General features: G+C 67.6%; 14 protein-coding genes. 6 read left to right on the forward strand and 8 right to left on the reverse strand.

Annotated elements, in window-relative coordinates; translation table 11 throughout:
• The 3 genes from ACTJLD_RS21190 to ACTJLD_RS21200 form a co-directional block, all read right to left on the reverse strand.
• A partial coding sequence (locus ACTJLD_RS21190) for an ATP-binding cassette domain-containing protein (RefSeq protein ID WP_440659552.1) occupies positions 1-266 on the reverse strand: 266 nt, incomplete at its 3' end.
• A gap of 11 nt (positions 267-277) precedes the next feature.
• Complete coding sequence (locus ACTJLD_RS21195) at positions 278-2,032, reverse strand: ABC transporter permease (RefSeq protein ID WP_153489240.1); 1,755 nt, start codon at positions 2,030-2,032, stop codon at positions 278-280.
• Between the two features lie 79 nt (positions 2,033-2,111).
• Complete coding sequence (locus ACTJLD_RS21200; RefSeq protein WP_440659553.1) at positions 2,112-2,549, reverse strand: hypothetical protein; 438 nt, start codon at positions 2,547-2,549, stop codon at positions 2,112-2,114.
• A 255-nt stretch (positions 2,550-2,804) separates the two neighbouring features.
• On the opposite strand from ACTJLD_RS21200, the gene ACTJLD_RS21205 reads away from it, so the two are divergent.
• From ACTJLD_RS21205 to ACTJLD_RS21220, 4 genes are all read left to right on the forward strand, one after another.
• Positions 2,805-3,749, forward strand: coding sequence for a metallophosphoesterase family protein (locus tag ACTJLD_RS21205; RefSeq protein ID WP_440659554.1), 945 nt, complete (start codon positions 2,805-2,807; stop codon positions 3,747-3,749).
• A gap of 25 nt (positions 3,750-3,774) precedes the next feature.
• On the forward strand, positions 3,775-4,107 hold the full coding sequence (locus ACTJLD_RS21210; RefSeq protein WP_027789437.1) for a cupredoxin domain-containing protein: 333 nt from the start codon (positions 3,775-3,777) through the stop codon (positions 4,105-4,107).
• Between the two features lie 92 nt (positions 4,108-4,199).
• Positions 4,200-4,661: a cupin domain-containing protein gene (locus ACTJLD_RS21215; protein ID WP_440659555.1), complete on the forward strand. Its 462-nt coding sequence runs from the start codon at positions 4,200-4,202 to the stop codon at positions 4,659-4,661.
• Between the two features lie 187 nt (positions 4,662-4,848).
• The gene (locus tag ACTJLD_RS21220; RefSeq protein ID WP_440659556.1) at positions 4,849-5,988 is read left to right on the forward strand and encodes a patatin-like phospholipase family protein; all 1,140 of its coding nucleotides are present in this window, start codon (positions 4,849-4,851) and stop codon (positions 5,986-5,988) included.
• 94 nt (positions 5,989-6,082) lie between these two features.
• Here the strand turns inward: ACTJLD_RS21220 and ACTJLD_RS21225 are convergent, their stop codons facing one another.
• Together ACTJLD_RS21225 and ACTJLD_RS21230 are read right to left on the reverse strand one after the other, a co-directional pair.
• Positions 6,083-7,252 carry an alpha/beta hydrolase gene (locus tag ACTJLD_RS21225; protein ID WP_440659557.1) on the reverse strand — a complete coding sequence of 390 codons (1,170 nt, stop codon included), beginning with the start codon at positions 7,250-7,252 and terminating at the stop codon, positions 6,083-6,085.
• 294 nt (positions 7,253-7,546) lie between these two features.
• Positions 7,547-8,227, reverse strand: coding sequence for an HAD family hydrolase (locus ACTJLD_RS21230; protein ID WP_060286009.1), 681 nt, complete (start codon positions 8,225-8,227; stop codon positions 7,547-7,549).
• A 510-nt stretch (positions 8,228-8,737) separates the two neighbouring features.
• Between ACTJLD_RS21230 and ACTJLD_RS21235 the strand changes: the two genes are divergently transcribed.
• Together ACTJLD_RS21235 and ACTJLD_RS21240 are read left to right on the forward strand one after the other, a co-directional pair.
• Entirely contained in the window at positions 8,738-9,046 is a 309-nt protein-coding gene (locus ACTJLD_RS21235) for an ArsR/SmtB family transcription factor (RefSeq protein WP_027789442.1), read from the forward strand.
• Between the two features lie 81 nt (positions 9,047-9,127).
• A complete protein-coding gene (locus ACTJLD_RS21240; RefSeq protein WP_059684001.1) occupies positions 9,128-10,189 on the forward strand; it encodes an alkene reductase in 1,062 nt (353 codons plus the stop codon).
• A gap of 101 nt (positions 10,190-10,290) precedes the next feature.
• Here ACTJLD_RS21240 and ACTJLD_RS21245 read toward each other — a convergent pair whose 3' ends face one another.
• From ACTJLD_RS21245 to ACTJLD_RS21255, 3 genes are read right to left on the reverse strand one after another with little or no spacing between them, the layout of a single operon-like run.
• A complete protein-coding gene (locus tag ACTJLD_RS21245) occupies positions 10,291-11,583 on the reverse strand; it encodes an MFS transporter (protein WP_440659558.1) in 1,293 nt (430 codons plus the stop codon).
• Between the two features lie 13 nt (positions 11,584-11,596).
• Complete coding sequence (locus ACTJLD_RS21250) at positions 11,597-12,769, reverse strand: porin (RefSeq protein ID WP_440659559.1); 1,173 nt, start codon at positions 12,767-12,769, stop codon at positions 11,597-11,599.
• A 60-nt stretch (positions 12,770-12,829) separates the two neighbouring features.
• A complete protein-coding gene (locus tag ACTJLD_RS21255; protein ID WP_440659560.1) occupies positions 12,830-14,017 on the reverse strand; it encodes a M20 aminoacylase family protein in 1,188 nt (395 codons plus the stop codon).
• Between the last annotated feature and the right edge of the window lie 115 nt (positions 14,018-14,132).

The raw sequence follows: 14,132 nt of genomic DNA on the forward strand, positions 1-14,132 counted from the left end.
TAGGTCACCTCGCCGCCGGTCGGCTCGATCAGCCCGGCGATGATGCGCAGCAGCGTCGACTTGCCCGAGCCGGAACGGCCGAGCAGGCCGACGATCTCGCCTTCGCGCAGCGACAGGTTCGCATCGTCGAGCACGAGCAGCTCGCCCTGCGTCTTGTTGAAGCCGCGGTTCACGTGCTCCACGCGCAGGATTTCTTCGCCGAGGCGCGGCGGCTGCAGCGGCTGGGACGTCTTGACGGGGGCGTTGATAACGTTCGAATTTTGCATCGCGCTTACTCTCAATCGAGACGGAGCCGGGATTCCGCATAGGCGTACATCGGACGCCACAGCAGACGGTTGAACAAAGTGACGAACAGGGACATCACGGCGATGCCCAGGATGATCTTCGGAAAATCGCCGGCGGCGGTGGTCTGCGCGATGTACGAGCCCAGGCCGTGTGCGACGACCTTCGTGTCGCCCCACTGCACGAACTCGGACACGATGCTCGCGTTCCACGCACCGCCCGACGCGGTGATCGCACCCGTCACGTAATACGGGAAGATCCCGGGCAGGATCGCCTGCCGCCACCACTGCCAGCCGCGGATGCGGAAATTCTTCGTCGCTTCCTTGTAGTCGTTCGGGTAGGACATCGCGCCGGCGATCACGTTGAACAGGATGTACCACTGCGTGCCGAGCACGATCAGCGGCGACAGCCAGATGTCGGCATTCAGGTGGAAGCGGACGATCACGATCACGAACACCGGGAACAGCAGGTTCGCCGGGAACGCCGCGAGGAACTGCGCGAGCGGCTGGATCTTCTCGGCCAGCTTCGGGCGCAGCCCGATCAGCACGCCGAGCGGCACCCAGACCAGCGACGCGATCGCGATCAGCACCAGCACGCGCAGCAGCGTGACGAGTCCGAGCACGAGCACGTGGCCGACCTCGCCCATCGTCACGCCGGTCGCGACGAAGCTGACGACGCGCCACACGACGTACACCGTCAGCAGGATCACGAACGCGCCCCACACGATGTCGCCGATGCGCGACGAGCGGCGCGCCGATGCGCCGCGCGCACGCGTACCCTGCCGCGACGGCGCGCGCAGCGGAATCCGCGCGGCCTGCGACAGCAGCCAGCCGGCCGGCACGAGCAGCTGATGGATCAGGTGCGTGCGGCGCATCATGTCGAGCAGCCAGGATTGCGGCGCATCGCCCGACGCGGTGTTCTCCATCCGGAACTTGTCAGCCCAGGCGACGAGCGGGCGGAACAGGAACTGGTCATAGGCGAGGATCACGACCGACATCGCGACGATCACCCAGCCGACCGCACCGAGGTTCTTGTCCGAGATCGCCTGCGCGAGATACGCGCCGATGCCCGGCAGCGTGATCGTCTGGTTGCCGACGGTGATCGCCTCGGAGGCGACGACGAAGAACCAGCCGCCCGACATCGACATCATCATGTTCCAGATCAGGCCCGGCATCGAGAACGGCACCTCGAGCTTCCAGAAGCGTTGCCACGGCGTCAGGTGAAAGCCGCGCGACACTTCGCTCAGGTCGCGCGGCACCGTGCGCAGCGACTGATAGAAGCTGAACGTCATGTTCCAGGCCTGGCTCGTGAAGATCGCGAAGATCGCGGCCAGCTCGGCACCGAGCACGCGGCCCGGAAACAGTGCGAGGAAAAACGTGACGGTAAACGAGATGTAGCCGAGCACCGGCACCGACTGCAGGATGTCGAGGATCGGGATCAGCACCATGCCGGCACGGCGGCTCTTCGCAGCGAGCGTGCCGTAGACGAGCGTGAACGCGAGCGACGCGACCATCGCGGCGAGCATCCGCAGCGTGGTGCGCAGCGCGTATTCGGGCAGGTTCGAGGGGTCGAGCGAAATCTTCTGCGTCTGCAGGGTGCCGATCGGCGCCATCGTCTGATGGAAGCCGACGATCGCCATCGCGAGCAGGCAGATGATCAGCGGAAACGCGATGGCATCCCAGCGGTTGGGGAGCACGCGCCACGCCGAAGCGTTCGCGGTGCGATTCGGATCGAAGAACCTGATATCCATCGGTAGCGTCTTGTGTTGAATTGAAAATCGACGGGACCGGCCACGCGCCGCGCAGCCGGAAGGCGCCCCCCGGCGCGAATCAGAACAGCCCGTGCAGCGCCCGGTACGGCACGGCCGACAGCACGATCGACGCGGGCAGCGTCAGCACCCGCGCGAGCATCAGGTTACGCACCGCATCCCGGCACAGGCCCGGGCCGCTCGATACGCGCACGCCGAACAGGTTCCGGAGGCTCGACCGCACGACGGCGAGGTGTGGAGCGAGCGAGTGCGTATGGATGACGTTCGCGGTGTCGTGGAAACCGTTGACGCTCTCGAAGCCGAGTGCGGCCAGCAGCGCGACGATCAGCAGCAGGAACGGGAGGATCGAGCTTTCCTTGACGGGGCCGAGATCGGCGCCCGGATGGATGCCGACGTAGACGATGCCGCAGGCAACGATCAGAAAAATCAGCGCGAGGCTGACGGCACGCGTGCGGTTGCCGACCGCACCGCTGGTTTCCGTTGCCGCGAGATTCGGCATGAAGGGGCTCCGGAGAGGTGACTCGGAGTGGCAGGCTATCGATCGGCCGTGACGCAAATGTGACGTGTCACTTACAGGACATTGACAGGTCATCTTTCCGGGACAGCGCATCGCCGCGCAAGCCGCGAACACGGGTGATCGACCGCGCAACGCGCGGGAATAAATCCGCCGCTTCGCCGGTATGGCACGCGAAGGCGCCGGTTTATTCCAGGACGATCCGGCCGTCCGGTTTCGTCACACGATTGCGAGGCTCCCATGTCTTCATCGACCCCCACCCGCCCGTCGCGCCGCAAGGCCCTGCAATGCATGGCCTTCGGCGGCCTCGGCACGCTGTTTACGCTGTCGGGCGGCATCCTGACGCCGTTCGACCTGGCGCTCGCGCAGACCGGCGACGCGCGCCCGGCCAACGCGGGCACGCCGCTGTTCGTGCAGGTCAGCGACACGCACATCGGCTTCAACAAGGACGCGAATCCCGATGTATCGGCCACGCTCAAGCAGACGATCGACCTCGTCAACGGCATGCCCGCGATGCCCGCGCTGGCCATCCACACGGGCGACATCACGCACCTGTCCAAGGCCGAGGAATTCGACCACGCGTCGCAGCTGCTGTCCGCGCTGCGGGTGCCGGAACTGCATACGGTGCCCGGCGAGCACGACGTCACCGACGGTTCGGGCGCCGAATATTTCAGCCGGTTCGGCAAGGCGTCCGACAACCGCGGCTATTACAGCTTCGATCACGCGGGCGTGCACTTCATCGGCCTCGTCAACGTGATGCACTTCAAGCCGAACGGGCTCGGCAGCTTCGGCGACGACCAGCTCGCTTGGCTCGCGCAGGATCTCAAGGGCCGCTCGTCGAGCACGCCGATCGTCGTGTTCTCGCACATGCCGATGTGGACCATCTACGAGCCGTGGGGCTGGGGCACCGGCGACGCGCCGCAGACGATGGCGCTGCTGCGCCGCTTCGGCTCGGTCACCGTGCTGAACGGACACATCCACCAGATCGTGTCGAAGGTCGAGGGCAACGTGACGTTCCACACCGCGCGCTCCACCGCGTTCCCGCAGCCGACGGCCGGCAACGGCCCGGGCCCCGTGCCGCTCACCGTGCCGCGCGACCGGCTGCCGTCGATGCTCGGCGTGACGACCGTCGAATTCGCGGGCCATCCGGTTGCGTCGTCGCTGCACGATGCGACGCTGGCCTGACGCACCGAACCGCAAGGAGACCGACATGACCCGCTTCAAGCACGCCAGCCTCGTCGCGGCGCTGATCCTGTGCGCCACCGCCCCGCTCGCCGCGTTCGCGCAGGGCCCGGGCGGCCCGCTCGTGACGATCCGCAATTTCATGTTTTCGCCGATGTCGACCACGATCAAGGCCGGCACGACGGTCACGTGGAAGAACCTCGACGGGGAGCCGCATACCGTCGTCAACGACGCCGGCATCTTTCACTCGTCGGCGCTCGACCAGGGCGACACGTACTCGTTCCGCTTCGACAAGCCGGGCGTCTACAAGGTGTTCTGCGGGATTCACCCGTACATGAAGGAGACCATCACGGTGGAATGACGCAGCGCACCACGACACGCGCGGACGAATGGCGGGCCGCGGCGCCTACAATGCCCGCATCCCATTCGCCCGCGTGGCCGACGGAGCCGCCCATGCCCAGGATCGACCTCAACGCCGTGCCCGAACGCCGCGGCAGCGGCTATCCGCCGCCGTTCGACGCGCCGTGCGCGCAGCGCATCCGCCAGCGCGTCGGCGACGCCGGCGGGTTGCGCGATTTCGGCGTCAACCTGATGCGCGTGCCGCCGGGCGGCTGGTCGGCGCAGCGCCACTGGCATTCCGACGAAGACGAATTCGTCTACGTGCTCGAAGGCGAACTCGTGATGATCGAGGACGGCGGCGAAACCGTGCTGCGCGCGGGCGACTGCGCGGCGTTTCCGAAGAACTCGGGCAACGGCCATCACCTGGTCAACCGGTCGGACGCGGTTGCCGTCTATCTCGAAGTCGGCTCGCGTTCGCCGGACGACGTGATCACCTGCGCCGACATCGACATGATGAGCCCGAGCCGCGACGGCCGGTTCCTGCACAAGGACGGCACGCCTTACCCGGACGCGTGACGCGGGTCGCACGCGGATGCACCGCGAAGCACGGCGCGCGCGCCGACCACCGCCCCGAAGGCGCCGGAAGCGACCGGCGAAGCAGGCGCGAATCGCCGTTGCGCGGCGCGCGATCTCCGTCGGCCATCGCCTACACTGAATCGAGCCATTCGGTTCCGACCCACCTTCACACGCAGCGAGGCGAGCCATGACCGCGAGCGAACCGGCACGCATGAACCTCCCCGGACAAGTCGTGCTCGTACTCCAGGGCGGCGGCGCACTGGGGGCGTTCCAGCTCGGCGTCTTTCAGGCGATGGACGAAGCCGGGATCCGGCCCGACTGGGTGGTCGGCACGTCGATCGGTGCGATCAACGCGGCGCTGATCGCCGGGAATCCGCCGGAGCAGCGTTACGACAAGCTGTCGGCGTTCTGGCGGCGCGTGACCGAACGAACCCGTTTCGACGTCCCGCCGCTGGTGCCCGGCTGGGACCGGATGCTGGCCGAGATGATGATCATCGGCGGCGGCATCGCGGGATTCTTCCAGCCCAATCCGGCCTCGTGGTTCGGGCCGATGGTGCGCCTCGGCGTCGATCGTGCGTCGTATTACCGGATCGCACCGCTGCGCGACACACTCGCGTCGCTGATCGACCCCGACCTGCTGAACGCGGGCCACCCGCGCCTGACCGTCAGCGCGGTCAATGCGTGCACCGGCACGATGCGCTATTTCGATTCGCGCGATACGCGGCTCGGGATCGAGCACATCATGAGCTCGGGCGCGCTGCCGCCCGCGTTTCCGGCGATACGGATCGACGGCGAGCCTTACTGGGACGGCGGCGTGTATTCGAACACGCCGGTCGAGGTCGTACTCGACGACAATCCGCGCCGCAGCTCGATCATCTTCTCGGTGCAGATGTGGAATCCGGCCGGCCCGGAGCCCGAGAGCATCTGGCAGGTGTCGGAGCGACAGAAGGACATCCAGTACGCGAGCCGCACCGACAGCCACATCGCGCGCCAGCAGCAGATCCACCGGCTGCGCCACGTGATCCGCGAGCTGGCCCGCCACGTGCCGGAAGCCGAACGCGCGTCGCCGGCCGTGCGCCGGCTCGCCGCGTGGGGATGCGAAACCACGATGCACCTGGTCAAGCTCGCAGCGCCGCGCCTCGCCAGCGACAATCAGCTGAAGGACATCGATTTCACGCCGGCCGGCATCGCGGCCCGCCGGCAGGCCGGTTACGACGCCGCGCGGCGGGCGATCGCCGCACGTCCGTGGGAGCTGCCGACGGACCCGACGGAAGGGCTGACGGTATTCGACCCGGACGCGGCGCCGGGCGCCGGAACACCGGCTTGACGCGCGGCGCCGCCATCGCGCGCCGGCAGCATGGCGAAATCACGCGTGCTCGGCCTCCGATCGATCGTCGACGCGGCGGTTATCACACGACGGCTTACGGCAATTCCGCGCGCACGGCCGGCGCGGTACCGGCGACGACCGGACACGATTGCGGCAGCGCCTGCCCGAACAGCACGGCGAGCCCGCAGGCGGACGTGAACATGCCGAGATTGTCGTGCCCGACGCCCGGCACCTCGACGACCTGCTGCGCGAGATCGTCCGGATGCCGCTTCTTCAGGTAATCGAAATACGCGAGCCCGCGCGCGAGCCGGTACGGGCCTTGCGCCATCGCCGCACACGAACGGTCGATGAAGTGCGTGTAAGGGTTCGTGTCGGCCTGCCCGAGCAGGTACACGACATGGCGCGCCACGTAGCGCGTTTCGAGTGCGCGCACGTCCTGCGACGCGACATAGGGCGGCGCCGACTCCAGCCCGTATTTCCACTCGTTCGCGCGCGGGCAGGTGCCGCCGGTGATCGCCTGGCCGTCCGGCCGTTCGTCGTCGAAATACAGATAGCTCGACGGGTTCGCGACCACATAACGCACGGCGATGCCGGCCCGTACCAGCGCGTCGCCTTCGTGCCCGGCCACCGCATAGCGCTGCAGCAACTGCGCGCCGGCGGAATGGCCGATCACGACCACGCTCGACAACGCGGGATACAGGCTGCGGTCGGCGAAATGCGCGAGCAATGCGTCGAGCGCGGTGAACGAACTGATCGGCCCCGGCTGACGGGCCGCGTCGCCGCCCTTCCATCCTTCCTGCGTCCAGGCGAGCGTTTGCGCGGGCAACGAAAACGCGCGCGTATCGGCGCGCGTCAGGAACTGCGGTGCGACGACCATCGTGCCCTTGCCGGCCGCACCGGCCTTTTCGACGACCTCGCGCCCCGATGCGTAGTACGCGTCGGCATTGCGAAGCGTGCCGTGAATCACGACGAAGACCCGCGTGACATCGGGCGCGGGCTGGTCGAGCGGACGATCGGCGTAGACGGGCAGCACCGCATTGCCCTGCGGCGTATCGACGGCCACGCGCTGGCCGGCGACGGCCTTGACCGGCGCCTCGAGGCGTTCGCGCTGCGTGAGCGTGGCGGCTTCGGCGGGACGCGCGCCGCCCGGCATGCCGATGGCGGCACAGGCTGCCGCGAGCGAAACGGCGCATGACAGCGTTCGGGCGGCCGGCAGCACGCGCGAGAACCGGAGGTTGGCGAAGGCGACGGAAATGAGTGACATGGCGACGAATCGAGTGGCGGATATGACTTTAACGGCGAGGGTCGCAAAATCCGTCGCCGGTGGCCGGGTAGCCGAACACCGGCACGCGCTGCGAATCGGGCAGCGTGCCGATCTCCGCGCCGGGCGCATGGTGTCGAGGATCGTAGCAGAGCGAATCGTCGACGACCCGCTCTCCGGCGCAGCAGTTGCGACCACCCTCGGCGGTAAATGTGTGCTCGACACCGCGATTCCCGCCTCGGCAATAGGCGCAACGCTACCCGCGGCGCATCGGCGCGGGCGCCGCCCGGGGGCGTGTCAGCCCGATGCCGCGGACGAGTCGCGCCGCATCCGCTGCACGATCGCGTCCAGTTCGCCGATATGGTTGGCGACCGCCTGCCTGCCCGCACGTGCCCATCCGTCGAACGACGTCATCCCGCTCACCGCGCCGACGAACGCCACGCCGGCGCGCTCGGCCGCCTGCGCGTCCACCGCGTGGTCGCCCACGTAGATCGCCGAACGAGCCGGCAAGCCAAGCCGCGCCAACGCCAGCACGAGCCCTTCGGGATCGGGCTTGTGACGCTGCACGTCTTCCCCGCCGATCAGCACGTCGACGAGCGATTGCAACTGGTTAAGCGCAAGGATCGCCTCGATCCGGTAGCGAAACTTCGACGAAACGATCGCGACCGCGAGACCCTGCTCGCGCAGACGCGCGAGCAGGGGCGGCACCTCGGGATAGATGCGCGTGCCGCGCACCATGATCTCGTCGGCCCGCACCACGAAGTGACGCGCGAACGCGTCGGCCCGCGCCGGCTCGGTTTCGCCCGTCAGCGAGCGGAACATCTCGTGCAGCGGCAGCCCGATCACGGCCGCGATCTGCGCCGGCGTCGCGCCGGCGGCATCCAGCTGATGCAACGCGTACTCCGTGCACGCGACGATCGCGGCGGACGAATCCGCCAGCGTCAGATCGAAATCGAAGATGACGGCCCGAACAGACATGAAAGACTCCGCAAAAAAATCGGCTCGTGCGCGATGGACGAACCGGCATGACGTTGCGATGCGCACGCGCGCGTCGATCGATCGGCGCGCTTGGCCGAATGGCTCGCGATCGGCCGCGTCGAACCCGTCCGGGTCGCGCCTCGCCGCGTAGCATCCCACAGGATGCGCAATGTGGTGCGTCGCCCGGGCAGATCCAGCGACGAGGCGCTGCTCGAGTTGCCGAAGCTCGCGACTCCCCGCCCGCGATACGCGTGCTCGATACGCTCGCGCACGTCGATGCGACACCGGGAAGGTACGAGATCGTCGACGTGTCTGACTGAGGGCCGGATGGCGCGTGGCGGGACGGCGGCTCCGCTCCGCGTCCTTCGCGGTCGCCTTGCTCTGTCCCCGCAATCGCCCTTCGCTATCAACCCTATTGCCGGCAATGCTTTCAATCATATCGTCAAGTTCCGATATAAGATTCGTCCATCGACGATACCTCGTTACCCGAGCGAAACGCCAAACCTGTCCATGCCGACCGAACTCGACATCGAAGCGATCCTGAAAGCGCTCTCGAACCCCGTGCGCCGGGAAATCCTCGCCTGGCTGAAAACGCCGGACGTGCATTTCCCGAACCAGACGCTGCCGTATGAACACGGCGTCTGCGCGGGCCAGATCGACGCGCGCTGCGGGCTGTCGCAATCGACCGTCTCCGCGCACCTCGCGACGCTGCAGCGCGCGGGGCTCGTGACGTCGACGCGGATCGGCCAGTGGGCGTTTTTCCAGCGCAACGAGGCCGTCATCGACGCATTTCACGACGCACTGCGCCGCGAACTCTAGCCAACGGCCGAACCGGCCATGCGGGCCGCCGCCGCACATGACGCGCCGGCTTCCCCGCCTTTCGTGAAGAGGTTATTTGCCATGCCTACACTGTTCGACCCCGTTACCCTCGGCGACCTGACCCTGCCGAACCGCATCGTGATGGCGCCGCTCACCCGCGCCCGTGCGGGTACGGCGCGCGTGCCGAACGCACTGATGGCGCGCTATTACCGCGAGCGCGCATCGGCCGGCCTGATCATTACCGAAGCGACGTCGGTCACGCCGCAGGGCGTCGGTTATGCCGACACGCCCGGCATCTGGTCCGACGAACAGGTCGAAGGCTGGAAGCAGGTGACGCAGGCCGTGCACGCGGCCGGCGGGCGCATCGTGCTGCAGCTCTGGCACGTCGGCCGGATCTCCGACCCGGTGTTCCTGAACGGTGACCTGCCGGTCGCACCGAGCGCAATCGCCGCGGGTGGCCACGTGAGCCTCGTGCGTCCGCAGCGTCCGTACGTGACGCCGCGCGCACTCGAACTCGACGAGATCCCGGGCATCGTCGCCGCGTACCGCAAGGGTGCCGAGAACGCGAAGGCCGCCGGCTTCGACGGCGTCGAGATCCACGGCGCGAACGGCTACCTGCTCGACCAGTTCCTGCAGGACAGCACCAACCACCGCACCGATGCGTACGGCGGCCCGATCGAGAACCGCGCGCGCCTGCTGCTCGAAGTGGTCGACGCCGCGATCGACGTGTGGGGCGCCGGCCGCGTCGGCGTGCACCTCGCACCGCGCGGTGATGCGCACACGATGGGCGATTCCGATCCGGCGGCAACGTTCGGCTATGTCGCGCGCGAACTCGGCCGCCGCAAGATCGCGTTCATCTTCACGCGCGAATCGTATTCGGGCGACCACCTGAGCCCGCGCCTGAAGGAAGCGTTCGGCGGCCCGCTGATCGCCAACGAGCAGTTCACGCTCGACACCGCGCAAGCCGCGCTCGCCAGCGGCAACGCCGACGCAATCGCATGGGGCAAGCTGTTCATCGCGAACCCCGACCTGCCGCGCCGCCTCGAACTCGGCGCACCGCTCAACCAGCCGGTGCCGGAGACGTTCTACGCGGAAGGCGAAACGGGCTATACCGATTACCCGGCGCTAAGCGACGCGGCCTGATTGCGCGACAGCGCACGCGCGATGAACGGAGCGGCCCCGCCCGTCCGTTCGTCGCGCACACCATCCCCAGGGCGGGCACGTCACGTGTCCGCCCCTCCCGTTCATCGCCTGCCTTCCACGTCGGACGCTTCCGCGAACAGCGCCAGACCGGCCAGACTCGCGACGCTGCATCCCAGCACATACCACGCAGGCGCGTAAAAGCTGCCGGTCGCGCGCCACATCGCGCCGACGATCAGTTGCGCGAACCCGCCGAAAATCGTCACGCCGAGCGCATAGATCATCCCCAGCGACATCGCCCGCACCTCGGGCCGAAACGCATCGAGGATCATCACGAAGCCGGCGGGACTCGACAGCGTCATCAAGCCGATCAGCACGATCACGACCGCAACCGCGGTGCCCGCCGACGGCCACATCTTCATCGCGTAAAACGCTGGCAGCACGAGCACGGCCGACGCGACGCACGTCACGCCCACCAGCCGCTTACGACGACGCACGCGATCCGCGAGCCGCCCGGCGAACGGCGAACCGATCAGCAGCACTGCACCTGCCGCGCAGCCCGACAGCAGCGACACCGATGCCGGCATGCCGACGGTCAGCGTCAGAAACGACGGCAGGAAAAACACGATCGTATAGGTGGTCGACGTGCCGCCGATCACGAGCAGCGTGCCGGCCGCGACCTGCCGCCACGGAATGCGCGCACGCTCGCGCGGTGCGCCGGCCGCTAAGTGCGGCAGCGTATCGTCCAGATGACGCCGCAGGTAAAAGCCGACCGGGCCGATCAGCAGACCAAGCACGAACGGGACGCGCCACCCCCACGCGTGCAGCGCGTCGGGCGGCAGTGCGCGCGACAGCGTCAGCGCGACGAACGCGCCGACGAGCGTCGCACCGCCCTGGCTCGCCATCTGCCAGCTCACCCGCTCGCCGCGCCGGCCGGTGTCACCCGACTCCATCAGCAGGGTCGTCGCGGCCCCCACTTCGCCACCCGCCGAAAAGCCCTGCAGCAGACGCCCGATGACGATCAGCAGCGGCGCGGCGATGCCGATCTGCGCATAGGTCGGCGCGAAGCCGATGATCCCGGTGCCAAGCGCCATCAATGCGACCGTCAGCACGAGCGCGGGCTTGCGGCCGGCCCGGTCCGCATAGGCGCCGATCGCGACGCTGCCGAGCGGCCGTGCGACGAACCCGACACCGAACGTCGCGAGCGACAGCATCAGCGCGCCCACATCGCTCGACGCGGGAAAGAACAGCTTGCCGATCAATGCGGCGAAGAAACTGTAGACGGTGAAGTCGAAGAATTCGAGCCCGTTGCCGAGTGCGGCCGCAACGACCGTGCGGCGCGTTACGCGCGGCCCGGATTCGACCGGCGCAGCGGCCGTGCGATTCAGGGTATGCATCGAAAATTCCCGTTCAGAAGTTGTGATACATGCCGAGCGACAGTGTCACGGGTGTCGTCCCGGTGCGCGGTGTCGTTCCGCCCGGTTCGGTCGGCAGCGGATTGCCGTTCAGCAACACCGTCGAGATGCCATAGTTGCGGATGAACCCCGCACGCGCATAGAGGCCCGTGCGTTTCGACAGCAGGTAGTCGTAGCCCAGCATCGCACCGAGTGCCGAATCCCTGGCCGGCTGGCCGGCCGCGTCGCGCACACCCGACGTATCGCGATAGACAACCGACGCGCGAATCGCATTGACGCCGAACGGCACGATCGCGCCGAGCGTGTAGACGCGCGCAATGCCGTCGCCGGCCAGCTTCGGCGCGTACTGGTTGAACGATGCGGACAGCACGATCCGCCCGGTGTCATAGACGGCGCCGAGCCCGTACAGGTCGTTGCGCACGGTGCTCGCCCCGTTGACGCCCCACACCTGGTTGTAGCTCGCGGCCAGATAGGTCGTGCCGTTGTACCACTGCAGCAGCGCGCCTTGCGCGGACGCCACGGGGGCCCGCCCGGCCACGTTGCTCGGCGCAAACATCAGCATCAGCGACGTGGTGCCCGCGACGATCGGCGTACGGTACGTGATGGCGTTGTCGACGCGCGCCGGCAATTGCGTCGCCCCCGGCCCGAGGTCCGAGTTGTAGCCGACGCCGCGGCTCGTCTGCACGGCTGCCGCGCCCAGCCACGTATAGACCGAGTTCGTGCCCACCGTGCCGAACACGTCGATGAACAGCGGCAGCGCCGTGCCGATCTGCTTGCCGAGACGCAACCGGCCGTAGCTGTCCGACGACAGGCCGACCCACGATTGCCTGTTGTACGTCGATTGCGCATCCTGCTGCGCGCCGCTGTTCGCGAGAAAACCGCTTTCGAGGTTGAACTCGGCGCGCCAGCCGCCGCCGAGGTTCTCGCGGCCGAAGAAGCCGAATTTGGAGGTCCACTCGCCGCCGCTCTGCATCTGCCACAGCGAGCGGCCGCCGACCGTCTGGTAGTTGATCCCCATGTCGAGCGAACCGTACAGCGCGACGCCCTCCGTCATCCTGCCGTTGTACTCGGGCACCGCCGCCAGCAACACGTCCTGATAGGGCACGGCGCGCGCGTTGCCGGCGCCGAACGCGAGACAGGCCGCACCTAGTGCAAATCGCTTTTTCATTCGTCATCCTCATCGTCAAGTCAACCCAGATCCGGCCAGCGCGTTTCCTTTGCGCCTTCGTCAGTCCATCTTCAGGAAGCGTTCGGCAATCCCGGCGAAATAGGCTGCCCCCCAGCTCAGCGCGCTGTCGTTGAAGTCGTAATGCGGGTTGTGCACCGAACATCCGCCCCGGGAATCGACGCCATTGCCGACCAGCACGTAGCAACACGGTGCGCATTCGGTCATCCACGAGAAATCCTCGCTGCCCATCACGCCATCGGGCAACAGCGTGAGCGCGCCTTCGCCGGCCAGCGCCGCGATCGTCTCCACCGCGAGATCCGACGCCGCACGGTCGTTGTCCACGACACGCGAGATCGACTGGTATTCGATCTGCGCGGTCATCCCGAACGCCTGCGCCTGCGCGTCGACGATCCGGCGGATCCGCGCCTCGATTTCGTCGCGCGTCGTCGCGTCGAGCGCGCGCACGGACAACTGCAACGTCGCCGTTTCCGGGATCACGTTCGGGGCAGTGCCCGCATGGAACGTGCCGACGGTCACGACGGCCGGCTTCAGCGGATCGACGTTGCGGGAAACGATCGATTGCAGCGCGGTCACGATTTGCGCGCCCGCGACGATCGGGTCGCTCGCGAGCTGCGGCATCGCACCATGCCCGCCTTTGCCCGTCACGGTGATCGTCACCGAATCGGACGACGCCATCATCGGCCCGTAGCGCAACGCGAAATGGCCGACCGGCACGCCCGGCGCGTTGTGCAGCGCATACACGCGTTCGCACGGGAAACGTTCGAACAGGCCGTCGTCGATCATCCGCTTTGCGCCACCGAGCCCTTCCTCGGCCGGCTGGAAGATCACGTTGAGCGTGCCGTCGAAACGGCCCTGTTCGGCAAGATAGTGGGCGGCGGCGAGCAAGATCGCCGTGTGGCCGTCGTGACCGCATGCGTGCATCGTGCGTGCAACCGTGCTCGCATACGGCAGCCCCGTCGCCTCCTCGATCGGCAGCGCATCCATGTCGGCGCGCAGGCCGAGCGTGCGCACCGACGCGCCGCGCCGCAACTGGCCGACGACGCCGGTGCCTCCCACCCCCGTCGTCACGTCGTAGCCCCATGTGGCCAGTTGTTCGGCGACGAGCCGCGCGGTGCGGGTCTCGGCGAAACCGAGTTCGGGATGGGCGTGGATGTCGTGGCGAATCGCAACGAATCGGGACTCCGACTCGCGAATCGCCGCGAGTACGTGAGCAAGGTTCTGCGTCATGGATGGCTCCGTGGAATCGGCCGCCTCGCGACCGTCCCGGCCAAGCATAAAGACGCGCTTCGGGTCAAAAAACTCACGAATTTTGATGCGGATAACTTTTGGTAATATCTTCCGC

It is taken from the genome of Burkholderia sp. 22088 (assembly GCF_052045915.1).
Taxonomy (GTDB): domain Bacteria; phylum Pseudomonadota; class Gammaproteobacteria; order Burkholderiales; family Burkholderiaceae; genus Burkholderia; species Burkholderia cepacia.

Bases quoted from the DNA above. Each gene is read 5' to 3' on its own strand.
- ACTJLD_RS21220 (WP_440659556.1), top strand. From the start codon at position 4,849: ATGACCGCGAGCGAACCGGCACGCATGAACCTCCCCGGACAAGTCGTG.
- ACTJLD_RS21255 (WP_440659560.1), bottom strand. From the start codon at position 14,017: ATGACGCAGAACCTTGCTCACGTACTCGCGGCGATTCGCGAGTCGGAG.
- ACTJLD_RS21215 (WP_440659555.1), top strand. From the start codon at position 4,200: ATGCCCAGGATCGACCTCAACGCCGTGCCCGAACGCCGCGGCAGCGGC.
- ACTJLD_RS21240 (WP_059684001.1), top strand. From the start codon at position 9,128: ATGCCTACACTGTTCGACCCCGTTACCCTCGGCGACCTGACCCTGCCG.
- ACTJLD_RS21235 (WP_027789442.1), top strand. From the start codon at position 8,738: ATGCCGACCGAACTCGACATCGAAGCGATCCTGAAAGCGCTCTCGAAC.
- ACTJLD_RS21250 (WP_440659559.1), bottom strand. From the start codon at position 12,769: ATGAAAAAGCGATTTGCACTAGGTGCGGCCTGTCTCGCGTTCGGCGCC.
- ACTJLD_RS21210 (WP_027789437.1), top strand. From the start codon at position 3,775: ATGACCCGCTTCAAGCACGCCAGCCTCGTCGCGGCGCTGATCCTGTGC.
- ACTJLD_RS21230 (WP_060286009.1), bottom strand. From the start codon at position 8,227: ATGTCTGTTCGGGCCGTCATCTTCGATTTCGATCTGACGCTGGCGGAT.
- ACTJLD_RS21200 (WP_440659553.1), bottom strand. From the start codon at position 2,549: ATGCCGAATCTCGCGGCAACGGAAACCAGCGGTGCGGTCGGCAACCGC.
- ACTJLD_RS21195 (WP_153489240.1), bottom strand. From the start codon at position 2,032: ATGGATATCAGGTTCTTCGATCCGAATCGCACCGCGAACGCTTCGGCG.
- ACTJLD_RS21205 (WP_440659554.1), top strand. From the start codon at position 2,805: ATGTCTTCATCGACCCCCACCCGCCCGTCGCGCCGCAAGGCCCTGCAA.
- ACTJLD_RS21245 (WP_440659558.1), bottom strand. From the start codon at position 11,583: ATGCATACCCTGAATCGCACGGCCGCTGCGCCGGTCGAATCCGGGCCG.
- ACTJLD_RS21225 (WP_440659557.1), bottom strand. From the start codon at position 7,252: ATGTCACTCATTTCCGTCGCCTTCGCCAACCTCCGGTTCTCGCGCGTG.